At 72.9% G+C, this 15,170-nt stretch carries 15 protein-coding genes; 5 read left to right on the top strand and 10 right to left on the bottom strand.

The genetic code is table 11. The annotated features are described in order from the left end of the window. Nucleotides 1-117: 117 nt before the first annotated feature. Nucleotides 118-1,281, top strand: coding sequence for an NADAR family protein (locus tag ACH4E8_RS08790; protein WP_398445740.1), 1,164 nt, complete (start codon nucleotides 118-120; stop codon nucleotides 1,279-1,281). Nucleotides 1,282-1,836: 555 nt separating this feature from the next. Here ACH4E8_RS08790 and ACH4E8_RS08785 read toward each other — a convergent pair. Then, on the bottom strand, nucleotides 1,837-2,442 hold the full coding sequence (locus tag ACH4E8_RS08785; protein ID WP_398445738.1) for a GNAT family N-acetyltransferase: 606 nt from the start codon (nucleotides 2,440-2,442) through the stop codon (nucleotides 1,837-1,839). Nucleotides 2,443-2,740: 298 nt separating this feature from the next. Then, the gene (locus tag ACH4E8_RS08780) at nucleotides 2,741-3,049 is read right to left on the bottom strand and encodes a hypothetical protein (RefSeq protein WP_398445737.1); all 309 of its coding nucleotides are present in this window, start codon (nucleotides 3,047-3,049) and stop codon (nucleotides 2,741-2,743) included. Between ACH4E8_RS08780 and ACH4E8_RS08775 the strand changes: the two genes are divergently transcribed. Next, nucleotides 3,048-3,539: a hypothetical protein gene (locus ACH4E8_RS08775; RefSeq protein ID WP_398445735.1), complete on the top strand. Its 492-nt coding sequence runs from the start codon at nucleotides 3,048-3,050 to the stop codon at nucleotides 3,537-3,539. The two genes, ACH4E8_RS08780 and ACH4E8_RS08775, sit on opposite strands and share 2 nt — an antisense overlap. Before the next feature lie 91 nt (nucleotides 3,540-3,630). On the opposite strand, the gene ACH4E8_RS08770 is transcribed toward ACH4E8_RS08775, so the two are convergent. The 5 genes from ACH4E8_RS08770 to ACH4E8_RS08750 form a co-directional block, all read right to left on the bottom strand. After that, nucleotides 3,631-4,446, bottom strand: coding sequence for an SDR family NAD(P)-dependent oxidoreductase (locus ACH4E8_RS08770; protein ID WP_398445733.1), 816 nt, complete (start codon nucleotides 4,444-4,446; stop codon nucleotides 3,631-3,633). Continuing rightward, a complete protein-coding gene (locus tag ACH4E8_RS08765) occupies nucleotides 4,443-5,606 on the bottom strand; it encodes a serine hydrolase domain-containing protein (RefSeq protein WP_398446104.1) in 1,164 nt (387 codons plus the stop codon). The genes ACH4E8_RS08770 and ACH4E8_RS08765 overlap by 4 nt, the downstream gene beginning before the upstream one ends. Nucleotides 5,607-5,875: 269 nt before the next feature. Continuing rightward, a complete protein-coding gene (locus tag ACH4E8_RS08760; protein WP_398445731.1) occupies nucleotides 5,876-6,658 on the bottom strand; it encodes an energy-coupling factor ABC transporter ATP-binding protein in 783 nt (260 codons plus the stop codon). Beyond that, the gene (cbiQ, locus tag ACH4E8_RS08755) at nucleotides 6,655-7,437 is read right to left on the bottom strand and encodes a cobalt ECF transporter T component CbiQ (RefSeq protein ID WP_398445729.1); all 783 of its coding nucleotides are present in this window, start codon (nucleotides 7,435-7,437) and stop codon (nucleotides 6,655-6,657) included. Before cbiQ ends, ACH4E8_RS08760 begins: the two co-directional genes overlap by 4 nt. Before the next feature lie 2 nt (nucleotides 7,438-7,439). Further along, nucleotides 7,440-8,633, bottom strand: a complete 1,194-nt coding sequence (locus ACH4E8_RS08750; protein WP_398445728.1) for an energy-coupling factor ABC transporter permease — start codon at nucleotides 8,631-8,633, stop codon at nucleotides 7,440-7,442. Nucleotides 8,634-9,016: 383 nt separating this feature from the next. Between ACH4E8_RS08750 and ACH4E8_RS08745 the strand changes: the two genes are divergently transcribed. Beyond that, a complete protein-coding gene (locus tag ACH4E8_RS08745; RefSeq protein WP_398445726.1) occupies nucleotides 9,017-9,367 on the top strand; it encodes an SsgA family sporulation/cell division regulator in 351 nt (116 codons plus the stop codon). Nucleotides 9,368-9,425: 58 nt separating this feature from the next. On the opposite strand, the gene ACH4E8_RS08740 is transcribed toward ACH4E8_RS08745, so the two are convergent. Further along, on the bottom strand, nucleotides 9,426-9,893 hold the full coding sequence (locus ACH4E8_RS08740) for a hypothetical protein (RefSeq protein WP_398445724.1): 468 nt from the start codon (nucleotides 9,891-9,893) through the stop codon (nucleotides 9,426-9,428). Between the two features lie 225 nt (nucleotides 9,894-10,118). Between ACH4E8_RS08740 and ACH4E8_RS08735 the strand changes: the two genes are divergently transcribed. Both ACH4E8_RS08735 and ACH4E8_RS08730 read left to right on the top strand, forming a co-directional pair. Beyond that, nucleotides 10,119-11,381, top strand: coding sequence for a hypothetical protein (locus tag ACH4E8_RS08735; RefSeq protein WP_398445723.1), 1,263 nt, complete (start codon nucleotides 10,119-10,121; stop codon nucleotides 11,379-11,381). Nucleotides 11,382-11,411: 30 nt separating this feature from the next. Then, on the top strand, nucleotides 11,412-11,816 hold the full coding sequence (locus ACH4E8_RS08730; protein WP_398445721.1) for a hypothetical protein: 405 nt from the start codon (nucleotides 11,412-11,414) through the stop codon (nucleotides 11,814-11,816). 31 nt (nucleotides 11,817-11,847) lie between these two features. Here ACH4E8_RS08730 and ACH4E8_RS08725 read toward each other — a convergent pair whose 3' ends face one another. Together ACH4E8_RS08725 and ACH4E8_RS08720 are read right to left on the bottom strand one after the other, a co-directional pair. Further along, nucleotides 11,848-12,915, bottom strand: a complete 1,068-nt coding sequence (locus ACH4E8_RS08725; protein ID WP_398445719.1) for an NAD-dependent epimerase/dehydratase family protein — start codon at nucleotides 12,913-12,915, stop codon at nucleotides 11,848-11,850. An 8-nt stretch (nucleotides 12,916-12,923) separates the two neighbouring features. Beyond that, a complete protein-coding gene (locus ACH4E8_RS08720) occupies nucleotides 12,924-15,062 on the bottom strand; it encodes a DUF362 domain-containing protein (RefSeq protein ID WP_398445717.1) in 2,139 nt (712 codons plus the stop codon). Between the last annotated feature and the right edge of the window lie 108 nt (nucleotides 15,063-15,170).

Here is a 15,170-nt window from a genome sequence, read left to right as displayed (position 1 = left end):
CCGAAGATACCCGGGAGGTGTCGTGCTCACGCAAAGGTCCACGCTCCACGGCGCGTTCCGGTGCGTAGCCGCCTAAATGACGCGAACCTGCTCCGGCCCGACCGGCACAATGACCGCATGATCCGCAGCAATCGCACCATCCACCGCACGGCGGACGGCCGCCGCATACCCGGCACCTGGCGCCACGCCTTCATCCTCAACGGTGGCAACTACTACCTCACCGACCTCACCATTTACGCGGACGGGCTCGTCGACTGCTGGGAACTGGTCACGCTGGCGGAGTTCGAACGCAAGTTGGCCAGCGGCTGGGTGGCGACGACGCTGGAGGACGGCGCCCGGGCGTCCGGGCACGAACTGGCGAGCTGGAAGTTCGCCGAGCCGTACACGTGGATCACGCCCGAGCTGCTGCTCGCGGAAATCCGGGACACGATCGCCCGGTTGAACGGCCGTCCGGACTCCACGGGCCGGTGCCTTGCCCTGGTGGACGTCTTCCTCGCGGACCGCACGGAGGCCAACCGCGCCGCGGCGCGCACCGCGTACCTGGCGATCCCCGAGTCCCAGCGCCATTACGCGCTCGGCGACATGGACTACAAGGACTGGCCGCTGCAAGCGCTGGTCGCGGGGCCGGGCGGGACGCTGCCGGACGGTTCGGAGGACGACGCGGAGGCGGCGGGCGACGCGGAGGGCGCGAGCGCGGACGTCGTGACTGCGGAGGAGTACGAGGAGGCCGTCGCGTACTTCGAGGAGCGCGACCGGTGGGCGGCGGAGTACGCGGCGCGCACTCCGGTCGACGGTCCGGAGCAGTCGTACGGGCCGGCGCTGCAGATCTACCAGACCTTCCCGAACGGGCGCTCCGAGAACCCGGGCAAGTCGGCGCTGCGCAACGGCTACCCGGCACCGATCGAGCTCGACGGCACCACCTATCCGACGGTGGCGCACGCGTACTGGGCGCTGTCGGTGGCCGGGACGGAGCCCGCGGCGCGGGCGGCGGTCGCGGCGGCGGAGTCCGCGCACCAAGCTCGCCGGCTCGCGACGGCGGCGCCGCGCCGCGAGGGCTTCGACGGCGCGCGCACGGCCGTCATGACCCGTCTGCTGCGCGCCAAGTACGCCCAGCACCCCGAGCTGGCTGCGGTGTTGCGGGGCACGGGCGACGCGACCGTCCTCTACGACGACGACTCGGACTTCTGGGGCGACAACGGCGGCCGGGGGCGCAACTGGATGGGGCGCCTGCTGGAACTGGTGCGCGCGGAACTGCACGCGGAGGCGGCGGGCGTCGGCTGACGCCGTCAGCCGCGGGGCGGGCGGTGCGTCTCCTGGTCCCCCTCGCGCGAACCGGTCGCGCTGCCGTGAGCCTTGGGCATCCCGGATGCTTCGGACGCTTCGGATGTTCTGTGTGCTCCGTGCGATCCGTGTGCTCCGTGCGATCCGTGCGATCCGGGTGCTCCGTGCGATCCGTGCGATCCGTACGTGAACTTCATCCGCTGCTCGAACGTCGGCTCCCACTCGCCCCGGCAGCCCGTGCAGTACCAGCGCCACCGGTCGGGCCGTGCGGGCACGACGCTTGTGGTGTCCTTCCAGAGGGACGGTCTGCCAGGGCAGGCGGGACACCGCGGGGGCTCAAGCACGGACATGGCGGGGAGCGTAGCCACGCGCATGGGCGCCGGCACCGCCGTTCCCCCATCGAGTGATCGACCGTCCCTCGTGCGCACGGTGGTTACGGGGTCATGAGGGGTGCGCAGCCGGCGCGGCGGCGGTGCGGAGCGGCTGCGCAGCGCGCGGCGGCGGCACGGGGGACGGCACGCGGGGGCGTCCCGCGTGCCGTCGGCAGCGCTGCGGTTACGCGCCGGTCGGGCGCGGCTCGCGCCACATGCCCCACAGCACCGGGCCGCCGCCGGGGAGTTGCACTTCGTGACGCACGGTGAAGCCGAAGTGCTCGTAGAAGGGCAGGTTGGACTTCTTGGAGGACTCCAGGTAGACGGGCAGGCCCGCGTCGTCGGCCTTCGCCAGGCCGGAGCGGACCAGGGCGGCGCCCTGCCCCTGGCCCTGGCAGGCGGGGTCGGCGCCGATCAGCGCCAGGGACCAGTGCGGCTCTTGCGGGGTGTGCTGCGCGGCGGTCTCGACGGCGTCCTTGAACAGGCCCGCGCGCTCGCCGAGCAGGTCCGTCAGGTGCTGAATGGTCTCCGCGTCGGGCACGGCCTTGTCCTGCGCCTCGGCGGGCACCCAGAACGCCGCGGCGTCGGCGGTGCGCTCGCACACGCCGTTGTGGACGTACTGCCGGGTGAAGATCGTGGAGAAGTAGCTGGTGAGGGAAGCCTCGCGGGAGGAGTCCACGGGGAAGAACCAGCGCATCATCGGGTCGTCGTCGAAGGCCAGCGCCAGGGAACGACTGATCTGCGCGGCGTCCTCGATCACGGCCGGCTTCGGCATGCTCTTTATCGCCATGCGGACATTCTGCACAGGGTGATCATGGGAGCGGGGGCGGGGGTCTGGTCGCGGAAACGGCTGTGACCTGCGGGGTCGGCTGAGTGGGGAGGTGCTTTCTCGGGGCGCTCCCCCAAACGGGGGAGAGGGAATTCGCTCCTGCGCGCGATGGCTGGGGGCGGTCGTTCCAGCAGGATCGGAGGTGGACCTGAGCGGCCGTCGCGGTGGGCGGCTGCCGGGTGTCGCTGCGGCTGTCTCGGCCCTGCGGCCCAGCGCGAAGGGGGAAGGCCACCATGTTCAAGTCACCGTTGCAGTCCGCTCACAGGTCGACTGCGAAGTCAGCGTCGGAGTCGCCACCGAAGTCCGCGTGGACGCCCGCGTCGGAGTCGGCACCGAAGTCCGCGTCGGAGTTCGCGTCGGAGCCCACGTCGGAGTTCACGGTGAAGTCAGCGCCGAAGTCCACGCTGAAGTCGTCCGTGCGTTTCGTGGTCCCGCTCGCCGTCGTCCTCGCGACGATGGGCGTGGCCAGCGCCCCGGCCAGTGCGGATTCCGACAGGCCGGCGGAGCGCCCGGTCATCGCGGCGGCCGCGGCGCCGGCCGTGGTGGGCATCAAGGGTGGGGGCCGCATGGACTATCCCGTGCCGGAGGACGAGATCCGCATCTTCGTCGATGCCCGTGGCACCGTCCCTGCGCGCGACGGGGCGAGGGCAGGAGCTGGGTCCGCTGCCGGCGCCGGGGCCGCATCCGGTGCGACGGCTGGAGCGAAGGCTTGGGGCACGTTCCGGATCCAGCATCTGGTGCCGCAGCCGGACGGCCGGCCCCCGTTGTTCAACTGGGGGAACTTCAAGGTCGACTGCCTCCGCGTCGACGGCTCCGAGGTGGCCGTCACGGGTCGGATCGTCGAAGCCGGCCCGTATTGGCAGGAGTTCCTGGAGCGCAAGCCGACCGCCCGGATGGGCTTGAGCTTCCACATACCGAAGGGGGGCAAGGGCCCGAGCCGCGTGGCCATCACGCCCCCTGCGGCAGCGGACCGGCCCGAAGTGCCGAAGTGCTCCGTCAAGGCGCCCGATGCGGACGTGATCGAGGGGGGTTACCGCGTCATGGACGGCCGTCGCTGACGGGAAGGGCCATCCCCCTGACGGGCCGGAGCCGGTCGACCCCAATCGCCGCCTCTCTCCCCCCGCCCCTCACGCATCCGTCCCGCGTCCGTCACGCCCACGCCGGCTCCTCCGCGTCTCCCTCGCCCGCCTCCGTGATGATGCGGGTGAACTCCGAGCGCACCGCCAGCAGGCCGCCGTCCACCCTGAGCACGGTTCCGGTGATCCACGCCGCGTCGCGCGAGGCGAGGAAGGCGACGGCCGCCGCGATGTCCTCCGGTTCGCCGACCCGGCCCAGCGGATAGACGCGCTCGCCGAGCGCGGACAGTGCGGCCTCGCGGCCGTCCCAGCCGGGCGTGCGGATCGTGCCGGGGTTGACCTGGTTGACGCGTACGCCCCGGGGCGCGGCGGAGCCGGCGAGGGTACGGGTCAGCGAGGCGAGGCCCGCCTTGGCCGCGCTGTAGGCGTGGTTGCCGAAGTCCGCCTCGGCGTTGACGGAGCCGATGGAGACGATCGCGCCCCGCCCGGACGCCGCGAGGTGCGGCAGTGCGGCACGGGCGCAGCGGAAGGCGCCGCTGAGGGTGATGTCGAGGTCGAGCGCCCAGGTCGCGTCGGACTCGTCTTCGAAGACCGGAGCGTCGGGAGAACAGGAGAAGGCATTGTTGACCAGGACGTCGAGGGTGCCGAAGCGTTCGACGGCGCGGGCGACCGCCGCCTCCACCTGGGCGCGGTCGGCGACGTCGCAGCCGAAGTGCTCGGCGCCGGGTATCTCGGCGGCAGTCCGTTCCGCGGCCGCGGCGTCGATGTCCGTGATGAGGACCCGCGCGCCCTCGGACGCGAGCCGGCGGGCGGTCGCCGCACCGATGCCCCGCGCCGCGCCCGTGATCAGTACGCCGTATCCGTCGAAACGTTTCAGTCCACTGGTCATAGGGCCGAACGTACCGCCCGGATCAGCGCTTGGGCACGGGGATCGGCGGTGACTCCCTTGCGCAGCCCGTTGGTTACGTACCCGAAGGCGACCCCGCTCTCGGGGTCGGCGAAGCCGAGGGAGCCGCCGCGGCCGGGGTGGCCGAAGGAGCCGGGGCCCAGCAGTGGGGCCGCGGGGCCGTGGAGCATGTAGCCCAGTCCGTAGCGGGTGGGGACGACCAGGACCCGGTCGAGCCCCGCGGACTCCTCGGTGCGGGCGAGGGCGAGCGTCGCGGGCGCGAAGAGCCGCAGCCCGCCGTCGACCTCGCCGATGGTGGCGGCATAGAAGCGGGCGATGGCGCGGGCCGTGGACACCCCGCTGGAGGCGGGGAGTTCGGCGGCCAGATAGGCGGGGTCGTTCTCGTCGGGCAGCGGGGTGATCGCCCCGAAGGCGCGGCGGGTCAGGGACTCGGGGTCCCGGTACGCCTCGGAGACGGAGCGCTTGGGGCGGAGCCGCAGGCCGCCGCCGTCCGCGGTCGCCGGCTCGGCCACCGGGCCGATCCGGCCCACCCGGCCGGCCTCCTGCGCGGGGAGCCCGATCCAGAAGTCCAGACCGAGGGGGTGGGCGATCTCATCGGCGACCCAGCGGCCGATGGTGCGGCCGGTGACCATGCGCACCAGCTCGGACAGCAGCCAGCTGTGGGTCTGCGCCTGGTAGCCGTGGGCGGTGCCGGGCTCCCACGCGGGGGTCTGGGCGGCGACTGCCGCCGGTCCTGTGACGCCGTCGATGGCCTCGGCGGGGGTGAGCGGGCGGTCCAGGGCGGGCACGCCGGAGCGATGGGCGAGGAGGTGGCGGACCAGGACGCGTTCCTTGCCCCCCGCCGTGAACTCGGGCCAGTACCTGCCGACGGGGGCGTCCAGGTCGATCCGGCCGCGCTGGTGGAGCAGCAGGACGGCGGCCGCCGCAACGCCCTTGGTGACGGAGCGGACGATCTGCGCGGTGTCGGCGGTCCAGGGTTCGTCGCCGTCCACGTCGCGGGTGCCCGCCCACAGGTCGACGACCTGGCGACCGTCGCGGTAGAGCGCGACGGCGGCGCCGCGGTCGCCGCGCTGCTGGAAGTTGCGGACGAAGGCGTCCCGCACCGGTTCGTAACCGGCAGCCACCGTGCCGTGCACGTCCACCACGCCACGCGCATCGACCACAGCGCGCACATCGACCGTGCCGCGGGCGGCCCCCGTGCCGTGGGCGTTCGGTGCGTCCCGTACGTCCACCGCGCCGGCCGCCGTGTCGGTCACGCCTGCCGTGTCGATCGTGTCGGCCGTGCCCCGTACGTCCACCGTCGTCCCCTCCGCTCCGCTTCCACGCATCCGTCCATGGTGCAACGTCGGCGGGCCCTGATGACTTCCGGGTCAGTCGGGTGCAGTGACCACCCAGTCATGGAGTCGGCGGGTCAAGGCGTCACGGAGCTGGGGTCGAACCCGAAGGGCAGCTCCAGTCGGTGCTTCCGCATCAGTTCGCGGTCGCACAAAAGTGCCCCCGTGGGGGCGTCCGCGACGATCACGCCCTCGTCGAGGATCACGGAGCGCGGGCAGAGTTCCAGTGCGTAGGGGAGGTCGTGGGTGACCATCAGGACGGTGACGGTCAGGGAGCGCAGGACGTCGGCGAGTTCGCGGCGCGAGGTCGGGTCGAGGTTGGAGGAGGGCTCGTCGAGCACGAGGATCTCGGGCTCCATCGCCAGGACGGTCGCCACCGCGACGCGGCGGCGCTGCCCGAAGGAGAGGTGGTGCGGCGGCCGGTCCGCGTACTCGGCCATGCCGACCCGGTGCAGCGCCGCGGTGACCCTGTCCTCCAGCTCCGGTCCGCGCAGCCCGGCGGCGGCCGGCCCGAAGGCGACGTCCGCGCGGACGGTCGGCATGAAGAGCTGGTCGTCGGGGTCCTGGAAGACGATGCCGACGCGCCGTCTGACCTCGGCGAGGTGGCGGCGCTCGACGGGGAGCCCGGCGACGGCGACCGTGCCGAGGCCGCCGCCGAGAATGCCGTTGAGGTGGAGGACGAGGGTGGTCTTCCCGGCGCCGTTGGGGCCGAGGAGGGCGACGCGTTCGCCTCGGGCGACGGTCAGGTCCACGCCGTAGAGGGCCTGGTGACCGTCGGGGTAGGCGTAGGCGAGGCCCTGGACGCGCAGGGACGCGGGCGCCGGCGGGAGCGGGGCGGACAGCGGTGCGGGCTCGTTCATCGGGTGCTCCATCCCAGGAGGCAGACGGCCAGGGCTGCGGCCGGCAGCGCGGCGGCGCACGACCACTGCGCCCGGCTCGCCGCCGCCCCGTCCGCCGTGTCGGTGTCGATCGGCGGCAGTTCGCCCGCGTATCCGCGGCTGAGCATCGCGAGGTGCACCCGTTCCCCGCGTTCGTAGGAGCGGATGAAGAGCGCGCCGGCGGACCTCGCCAGCACGCCCCAGTGGTGCACGCCGCGCGCTTCGAAGCCCCGCGAGCGCCGGGCGACGGCCATTCGCCGCATCTCGTCGGCGACCACGTCGCCGTACCGGACCATGAACGAAGCGATCTGGACCAGCAGCCCGGGCAGCCGCAGCCGTTGGAGGCCGAGCAGCAGGGAGCCCAGTTCGGTGGTGGCGGCCAGCAGCGCGGCGGCGGCGACGCCGAGCGTGCCCTTCGCGAGGACGTTCCACGCGCCCCACAGCCCGGGGACGCTCAGCTCCGCACCGGCCACATCGACCTGTTCGCCGGGCACCACGAACGGCATGAGCAGCGCGAAGGCGACGAAGGGCACCTCGATCAGCAGCCGCTTCGCCAGCCGGCGCAGGGGTACGCGGGCCGCGCGGGCGACGGCGGCGAGCAGCGCGCCGTGCAGCCCGAAGGCCCAGACCGCCTCGCGCGGCGTGACCGCGACGACGAGGACGAAGGCGAGGACGGCGACGAGCTTGCAGTGCGGCGGCAGGGCGTGCACGGGCGAGCGGCCGGGGACGTACAGCCGGTGCGGTCGATGGCCGGCGCCCACGCTCAGGCCCGTTCGCCCGGGTCGACCGGCGGTGGGTACGCCCGCCCGGAACCGTCCCCGCGGCCGGAACCGTCCCCGCGCCCGGGGCCGAGTTCGGCGGTCGGCGGCGCGCCCTCCCCCGCCGTGCGGGTGCGGCGCCGGCGCACCACGACCACCGCGAACACCCCCGTGCCGACGGCCGCGGTCGCCCCCACCCCGATCACCCCGGCCAGCCCGACGGAGAGCCGGGCGTCGGCGATGCCGTCGATGCCGTAGTCGGCGAGCGGGGACTCGGCGCTCGCGTGTTCCTCCGCCGTCCGGTCGAAGCCCTCGTCGGCGGCGACCTTCTCCAGCCCGTCCGGCTCGGCGGAGGCGTAGTGGGAGACGAATCCGGCGAGTCCGACCGCGACGACCAGCCCGGTGAGCCACAGCGCGCGGGGGAAGCGGGGCGAGCGGTGCGCCCCCAGCCCGAGCGCGGCGGCGCGGGCCGCCGGTCGGGCGTCGACCAGTTCGCCGCCGACCCGCAGTTTGAGCGGTGCGACCAGGGCGCGGGCCCCGTACACCAGGTCGGGGCGAACGGCGAGGACCGCGCCGACGGTGAGCGTGGTGATCGCGGCCTCGCCGATCCCGATGAGCGCGTGCACGCCGACCATCGCGGTCAGCACCGTGTCGATCGGCACGTCCGTCGTCCCTCCAACGGCGTAGAGGAGGGTGAAGGCCGCGGCGGATGCCGGGACGGAGGCGAAGGCGGCGACGCACGTCGCGACGGTGACCGAGCCGCGGCGGCGCGGCAGCACCGCGAGCAGCCCGCGGAACAGGACGTACGCGGTGCCGACGGCGACGGCGCCCATGACGGTGACGTTGACGCCGAGCGCGGTGAGGCCGCCGTCCGCGAAGAGCACTCCTTGGAGCAGCAGGACGACGGTGATGCACAGCACGCCCGTGGCGGGCCCGACGAGGACCGCGGCGAGCGCGCCTCCGATGAGGTGCCCGCTGGTGCCGGCGGCGACGGGGAAGTTCAGCATCTGCGCGGCGAAGACGAAGGCGGCGACGAGCCCGGCGAGGGGCGCGGTGCGATCGCCCCCGAGGTCGATGGGGGCGCCGGCGCCGGACAGCTCGCGGCGGGCGCCGCGCAGGCCGATCGCGACGACCCCGGCGGCGGCGACGGCGGAGGCGGCCGAAACGGGTGCGTTGATGAATCCGTCGGGAACATGCATGGCTGGCTCCGGATCGGAAAGGCGATGACAACCGAGGCGAACCGAGAAGAGCGCGGCGAGCGATGCGGGCGCGAGCAGAAGGCAGCGGTGCGGGCAGGTGGCAGCGGTGCGGGCGAACGTCGGCAGAGCGGACCGGTGCACGCTCGATGCGGAGCGTGCAGTGCTGTGCAGTGGCAGTGCTGTGCAGTGCGGTGTGCGCGGTGCGGACAGCAGCACAGACTGCGCCCACCTGCACATGGTGTGCAAGAGCGCCTCGGTCACAAAAGAAGCGTGAACGCAAAAAATTGCACAAGGGCCGTCGAGCGGCCGTAGCCCAAAATATGGGACATTAGACGCAAAAGTTAAAAAAGCCTAAGAGTGTTGCATGACGTGAGGAGCGACCGATGCCCGCCGCCACCGTCGAAGACCACGCATGGGGCCGGATCGTCACGGACGCTCCCCAGTACCGGCCGGTGCGCGTCGCCATGTCCTACGAGCCGGACGAGGACCCCAAGGCCGTGCGGTTCGACTTCCCCGGCGGCACGGGCTGGACCTTCCCCCGCGAACTGCTGGAGTCCGGCCTGCGCGCACCGGCCCGCAGCGGTGACGTGGAGGTCTGGCCCTGCGGCCGGGTGCAGGCCGTGGTGGAGTTCCACTCCGCGGACGGGGTCTCGGTGGTCCAGTTCGACACCACCGTCCTCAAGAGCTTCCTGCGCCACACGTACGCGGCAGCCGCGACCGCCCCCAGGGCCTGACACCCCCGACGGCCAGGCCCCGGGCCCGCCCCACCGGTCGACGCCGCGCCGCGGCGGCTCAGCTGTCGATGATCGCGTACAGGAAGACCTTCTTGGCGAGCTCCTTGCCGTCCGATCCGACGAGCGCCGCGGTGCCGTCGTGCGTCTCCCCCGAGTCCGCGTCGTCCTGGGGAGTGAGGGCCAGGTTGTAGCAGAGGAAATCGCTGTGCGCCTTGTCGGTGTTCAGCTGCACGTCGCGCGTGAACGTCAGCTTCTTTCCTTCGACCTTGAGCGTGCCGGGATCGATGGTGCCCGACCCGACGATCGTCTGATCCGTGCTGTTGTAGTAGTAGTACGCCGCGTACTTGACCCAGTCCCAGTTCTTGGGGGCCTCAAAGGTGTGCACGACGCCCTTCTCGTCGACCTTGCTCGTCATGTTCGGAAGAGCGTGCAGGTCGACGGTAAAGCTATAGAGCCCGCCGTCACCGTGATGCCCCACCGCGGCGTTCTCCTGGAGGATCTTCAATTTGTGCTGCGCGTCGACCATTTCTTTCCTCTCGAAGGCTACTGGCCGGGGCCAAGCCGCCCACCGGGTCGGGGAAGGCCACCCCGGACTTCCTTTTTCACCGTATGTGAACCTGCCGTGACCCGCCGGAACGACAGGGCCCGGGGTTCACCCAAAGCAGGAAAGTGAGCCCGCATGGTGGGATGATGAAAACGGCCTGAACTCCTTTGCGCCACGGCGTCACCAGAACGGCCCCTAATGACTCCCATGGCCCATTCCGACCGATATCCCTACGCCTTTCACATCGCCCTCGACGGAAACGGCATGAACGGCCTGGAGGGCGCCGCCGGCGTCTGCGCATTCCGTTACAACCCGATCAGCGGCGAATATGCGTACCGGGTGCAGTACTACGACGGAGTAGCGGGCGGGCACGCCGTCAGCATCACCCCGGACCGGAAATTCGGATTTCTCGGGAACGCGGGTCAGCAGCTCCTCTTTTACGACGTCCGCTCACTGGACGAGTCCGATCGGGTCTCCACGCTGCGGTTCGAGACGCCCGACGCGGCGATCAAGAGCAGCACCCACATGGTGTGGCTGGACGGGACGCACGGCGTGACCGCGATCGGCGACGGGCTGTGGCTGCTGGACCTCGACCGCCCCACGCGGGCCGAGCGCATCGGCGACCACCTGCTCAAACTCCCGCACGCCATGAAGCGCACCGCGTCCGGCCGCTACCTCGTCTACGGCGGGATGGACCACCCGGGCCGGGGCGAGGCCGCGGAGGTCGGCGTCTTCGACCTGGAGAAGCGGACCGCCCGCCGGATTCCGCTGCCGACGACCTGCTGGCACGTGGCCTGCCATCCGAGCGAGGACCGGTTCTACGCGCTGTCGTTCCGGGTGCGACCGCAGGAGGGCTGGGACTGGCACGAGTGGGCCGCGGCCTACTTCAAGGAGTACGTGTTCGAGATCGACGCCGAGTCCGGGCGGATCCTGCGGCACTGGACGGGCAGCCAGCACGTGCCCGCCCACATCAACTCCGACGTCTGCATCTCCGACCGCGAGCTGATCTACTGCAACGGCGGCAGCGGCACCATCGTCATGATCGACCTCGCCGACTTCGCCTCCTACCGCGTCATCGACGAACGGCCGCGCCTGGCGACGCAGGTGCGCTCCGCCCGCCAAGCGGCCCGCCAGGTCACCGACGCCTTCACCCGGGGATCGCCCATCCCCAGCAGCAAGCACTTCGTCGGGGCCCTGCGGGTCACCCGCGGCACCCTGCTCGACTCGGTGTACGCCTGCCAGCTCTCCGCCGACCAGAGCCTGCTGTTCACCGCCAACCGGGGGCTCAACACCATCACCGTGTACGACTACCCGGCGAACACCGTGCGGCTGCGGGCCCGGATGCCGGAGCTGCGCGACTACGTCCCCGAACTGCCCGTCTGGACCGACCCCCGACTCGGGTTCCACCACAGCACCCTGCTGAGCCCGGAGCCCGCCCCGGCGCCGCCACCGGCCGCGTCCCCGGCCTGACCCGAACCGTTCCGAGGAGGACGAACGCCCATGGCCACCACCAGCACGAGTCAGCAGAGCACCGAGATCGAGGACGCGTGGGAGCGCTTCCGGACCGCCGCGACCCGGGTCGCCGAACTCCAGGCCGCCCTGTGGAGCGACGAGCTACGGCTCGGTGCGGGGCTGCTCACCGGCCGCCCCACGCTGGCCGACGCCTACACCGCGTACTACAGGTTCGTGAGCGAGGAGGGCGCCCGGTTCGCCATGGCGCAGGCCGAGTTGGGCATCGACTACGCCCGGAGCGTGACGGAGCTGACGCGGGAGTACGAGCAGCGGCTCGCGGAGCGCTTCCACGCCGTCGCGGAGGACACCGCCCGGGCGGAGCAGGCCGGCGCGCCGCAGGCGAAGAGCGGGGGAACGGCCGCGAAGAGCAGGTCCCGCAGCACGAAGAAGTGACCCCCGCCGCCACCCGGACCGCTCCGCCCGCTCAGCCCGGCGTGCCCGTCTCCCCGTCCAGCGGCCGCGGGACGAGTTCGCGGCTGTCGGTGACCTCGGGGTGCAGCCTCAGGCCGGCCCGGATCCGGTCCGGCAGGTGCCTGCTGGTCACCAGCCAGCCGAGCGCCTCGGCCAGGGCCCGGCGCGCGGGCCGCGGCGCGTACCCCAGGGCGGCGGCCCTGTCGTGGCGGTACCAGTAGTAGCGCCCCATCGTCCGGGCCTCCGCCCGGGTCGTCGCCGGCGGACGGGCGCTCAGCAGCGCTCGGACCTCCGCCGCCGTCGCCGCCAGGTACGCACCGGTGTGCGAGGCGTTCGCCCAGGGCCCGTGGGTGCCGCACAGTTCGGAGACCGTCTGGTGGATGGTCCGCCAGGCCCAGTTCTCGCCGCCCAGCAGGTAGCGTCCCCCGGCGGTGCCGCGCTCCGCGAGCAGGACGTGGCCGCGGGCGACGTCCCGGACGGAGACGATGTTGCAGCCGCCGGGGTAGCTGGTGCGCAGCCGGTCGGCCAGATAGCGGACGAGCAGGGCGTTGCTCGGAACGAGTCGCCGGTCGGGCCCGCCGACGACGATGGTCGGGCAGGCCGCCACCACCTCCAGGCCCAGTTCGGCGCCGTAGGAGAGGGCCACCCGTTCCTGCTCGGTCTTGCTGAGGAAGTAGTCGGGCAGGTACTCCCCGCCGGGCACGCAGTCCTCGTCCCGGGCGACCGGCCCGCCCGAGGAGCCGCAGGTGACGGACGAGGAGGTCACCACCACCCGGCGGACCCCGGCCTCGGCCGCGGCCAGCAGGGCGGCCCGGGTGCCGTCCACGTTGTCGCGGGTCAGCTCCGCCAGGGTGGCGTCCCAGTACGTGTAGACGGCGGCGCAGTGGAAGACCGTGTCGCAGCCCTCGAACGCGGCCCGCAGCGCGGTGCGGTCGTCCAGCCCGGCCCGCGCCACGGGGACGTCGAGCGCGGCCAGCCGGCCGGTCTCGCTGCTGGGGCGGACCAGCGCCACGGCGTCGTGGCCGGCGTCGCGCAGGGCCTGGACCACCCGGGCCCCGACGAGTCCGGAAGCGCCGGTCACACAGGCCCTCACGACGGCTGCCTCGGGGACCTGTCGCGCGCCACCGCTTCCCACAGCCCCCGGCCGAAGCCGCTGAACGCCGGGCGCAGCGTCTCGCGCAGCTCCTCGAAGGGCTGGAAGCCGGGCGGCGCGTCGCCGGGGGCCACGTGCCGGTAGCCGTCCGGCCCCGGGCTGCCGTGCAGCCGCCCGGCGGCCAGGGCCTGCCGGGCCGCGCCCCGCACCAGGTGGACGGCGTCGGTGAACCGTTGGGTGGGCAGTTCGGACGCCCATGCGTCGTCGCGCTCGTCCCAGCGGCGGCCGATCCGGTACGGGCGGCCCTCGTAGTGGGCCTCGAAGTTGTCGAGGGTGCGGGTGAAGAACCTCCGGTACGAGTCCTGGACCAGCGGGTCCCGTACCGCCGGGCGGGTCTCTGGGCGGAAGACCTGCCAGGTCAGGGGCAGGGTGAACTTCTGCCGGACCCGGATGGCGATCCGGGTCGCGCGGCCGTCGTCGGCCGGGGAGTAGGTCACCGAGCCGTCGTCGTAGTCCGCGGAGCGGTTGGGGCTGTGGACCGTGCGCCAGGAGATCCGCTGGGACCGCTCCTCGTAGGCGATCGACTCCAGCTTGCAGACGTCGATGGGCGGGCCGCCGTAGAACGCCAGGTAGTTGGGCTGTGCGAGGTAGATGTTGCGTTCGATCTGCCGGGTCGGCCGGCCGTGGGCGTCCCGGGACACCACGTGGACCCGGCCGCCGAGGTAGTCGGTCATGTAGCTGATGGAGCGGCAGATCTCGACCCGGCGGACGAACTCCGCGTACGGGGCGCGGACGGTGCGTTCGCAGCCGAAGAGGATCGCGTGGCCCACGTGCTGCCACCGCATCCGCCAGGCGTCCGCCGGCAGCGCGTCGACGATGCCCTCCACCGGGCGCAGGACGTCGTCGATGCGGTCGAAGTCGGCGAGTGCGTAGGTGTGGGGGTCGACGCCGAGGGAGACCTCCCGCCGGCGGATCCGCTCCTTCCCGTAGCCGTTGCGCCACGCCTGGACCGTGGCCGACGTGGTGGCGGCGGCTCCGACCGTCGTGCAGAGCGCGGCCAGGGCCACCGGGTTCTCGTCCGCGCCCCGGATCAGGGCGGTCAGGCCCCGGGAGAGGCGGGCGAGGGCCGTGTCGGTGACCGTCGCGGCGCCGGGGTCGACCCGCCAGGCCGCGATGCTGAACAGCCGGTGCGCCCGCCCGTCCGGGTGCAGCCTGCGGACGGCCTCCGTGAGGAGTCGCGGGGGGTTGCGCCAGCCCTGGTACGGCGTGAGGTCGCCGTCCACGCGGTAGTCCGCGGGCACTCCGCTGAGCTGGGCGATCCGTGCGGTGAGCGGCGAGGAGACCGGGTCCACGCCCATGAGCAGGGCCCCGGCCAGGTCGGCGAGGACGCCGTCGGGGGCGGCGACGACCGTGCCCGTCTCCAGGGGCCGGCCCACGTGGGACCCGGCGCAGCCGTGGCTGCTGACCACGGCGTCGACGACGTGGAAGTCCGGCGGGCAGGTGGCGAGGAGGGCCGCGACGACCTCAGCGGCGTCGCGCCTGGCCCGGTAGTGGTGGTGCTTGTCGGCATGCGGCAGCACGCCCAGCAGATTGGCCAGGCACAGGGCGTACCCGTACTCGGGGTGGGTGCTGTTCTTGGCGATGTTGATGCGGAAGTCCGCTTCCAGCCAGCGGCGGGACATGCCGCTGCCGTGGAGGGTGCTGGCGGCGGGGAAGTCGACGGGGACGACGTCCTGCGCCAGGTCCACGAGCCGGTAGGCGTTGCCCTGCGCGGTGCGTCCGCGGTAGCCGAGCCGGTGGTGGGCGTCGCCCGTGCCCGCGAGCCAGGTGTCCGGGCCGCAGCGGGCGCCGCCGACGGCGACGTTCCGGTAGCCCCGTTCGTACAGCAGGTCCACCAGGTGCTCCACCAGCGGGGCGCTCACGGCGGTGGTGGCGTCGCCGTACGAGGAGGCCCCGGGGGTCAGCAGGACCGCGGGCTCCCCGGGGCCGCCGGCGGTGCGGGCGGCGAGCCGTTCCCACAGGCCCGCCCGGGCGACGGCGTCCGAGAGCAGTTGCCGCGGGAGGAGCGGTCGGGTCCGCGTGGAACGCACCACGGCGACGACGGTCGGCGCGCTGGGTTCCGGGAGCGTCTCCATGGTCTCCACCTCTGGGTACACAACACCCCAAATCGGTACGGGGATGCTACTGCACGCAACGGCGGCCGGCGGGTGGCGGACGCCTCGTGTCCGGACCGGAAGGCGGGG

Origin of the sequence: Streptomyces sp. NPDC017979 (assembly GCF_044328175.1) — a bacterium.
Taxonomy (GTDB): domain Bacteria; phylum Actinomycetota; class Actinomycetes; order Streptomycetales; family Streptomycetaceae; genus Streptomyces.
Note: the sequence above shows the minus strand (reverse complement) of the source record. Positions and strands in the feature narration are given on the sequence as shown.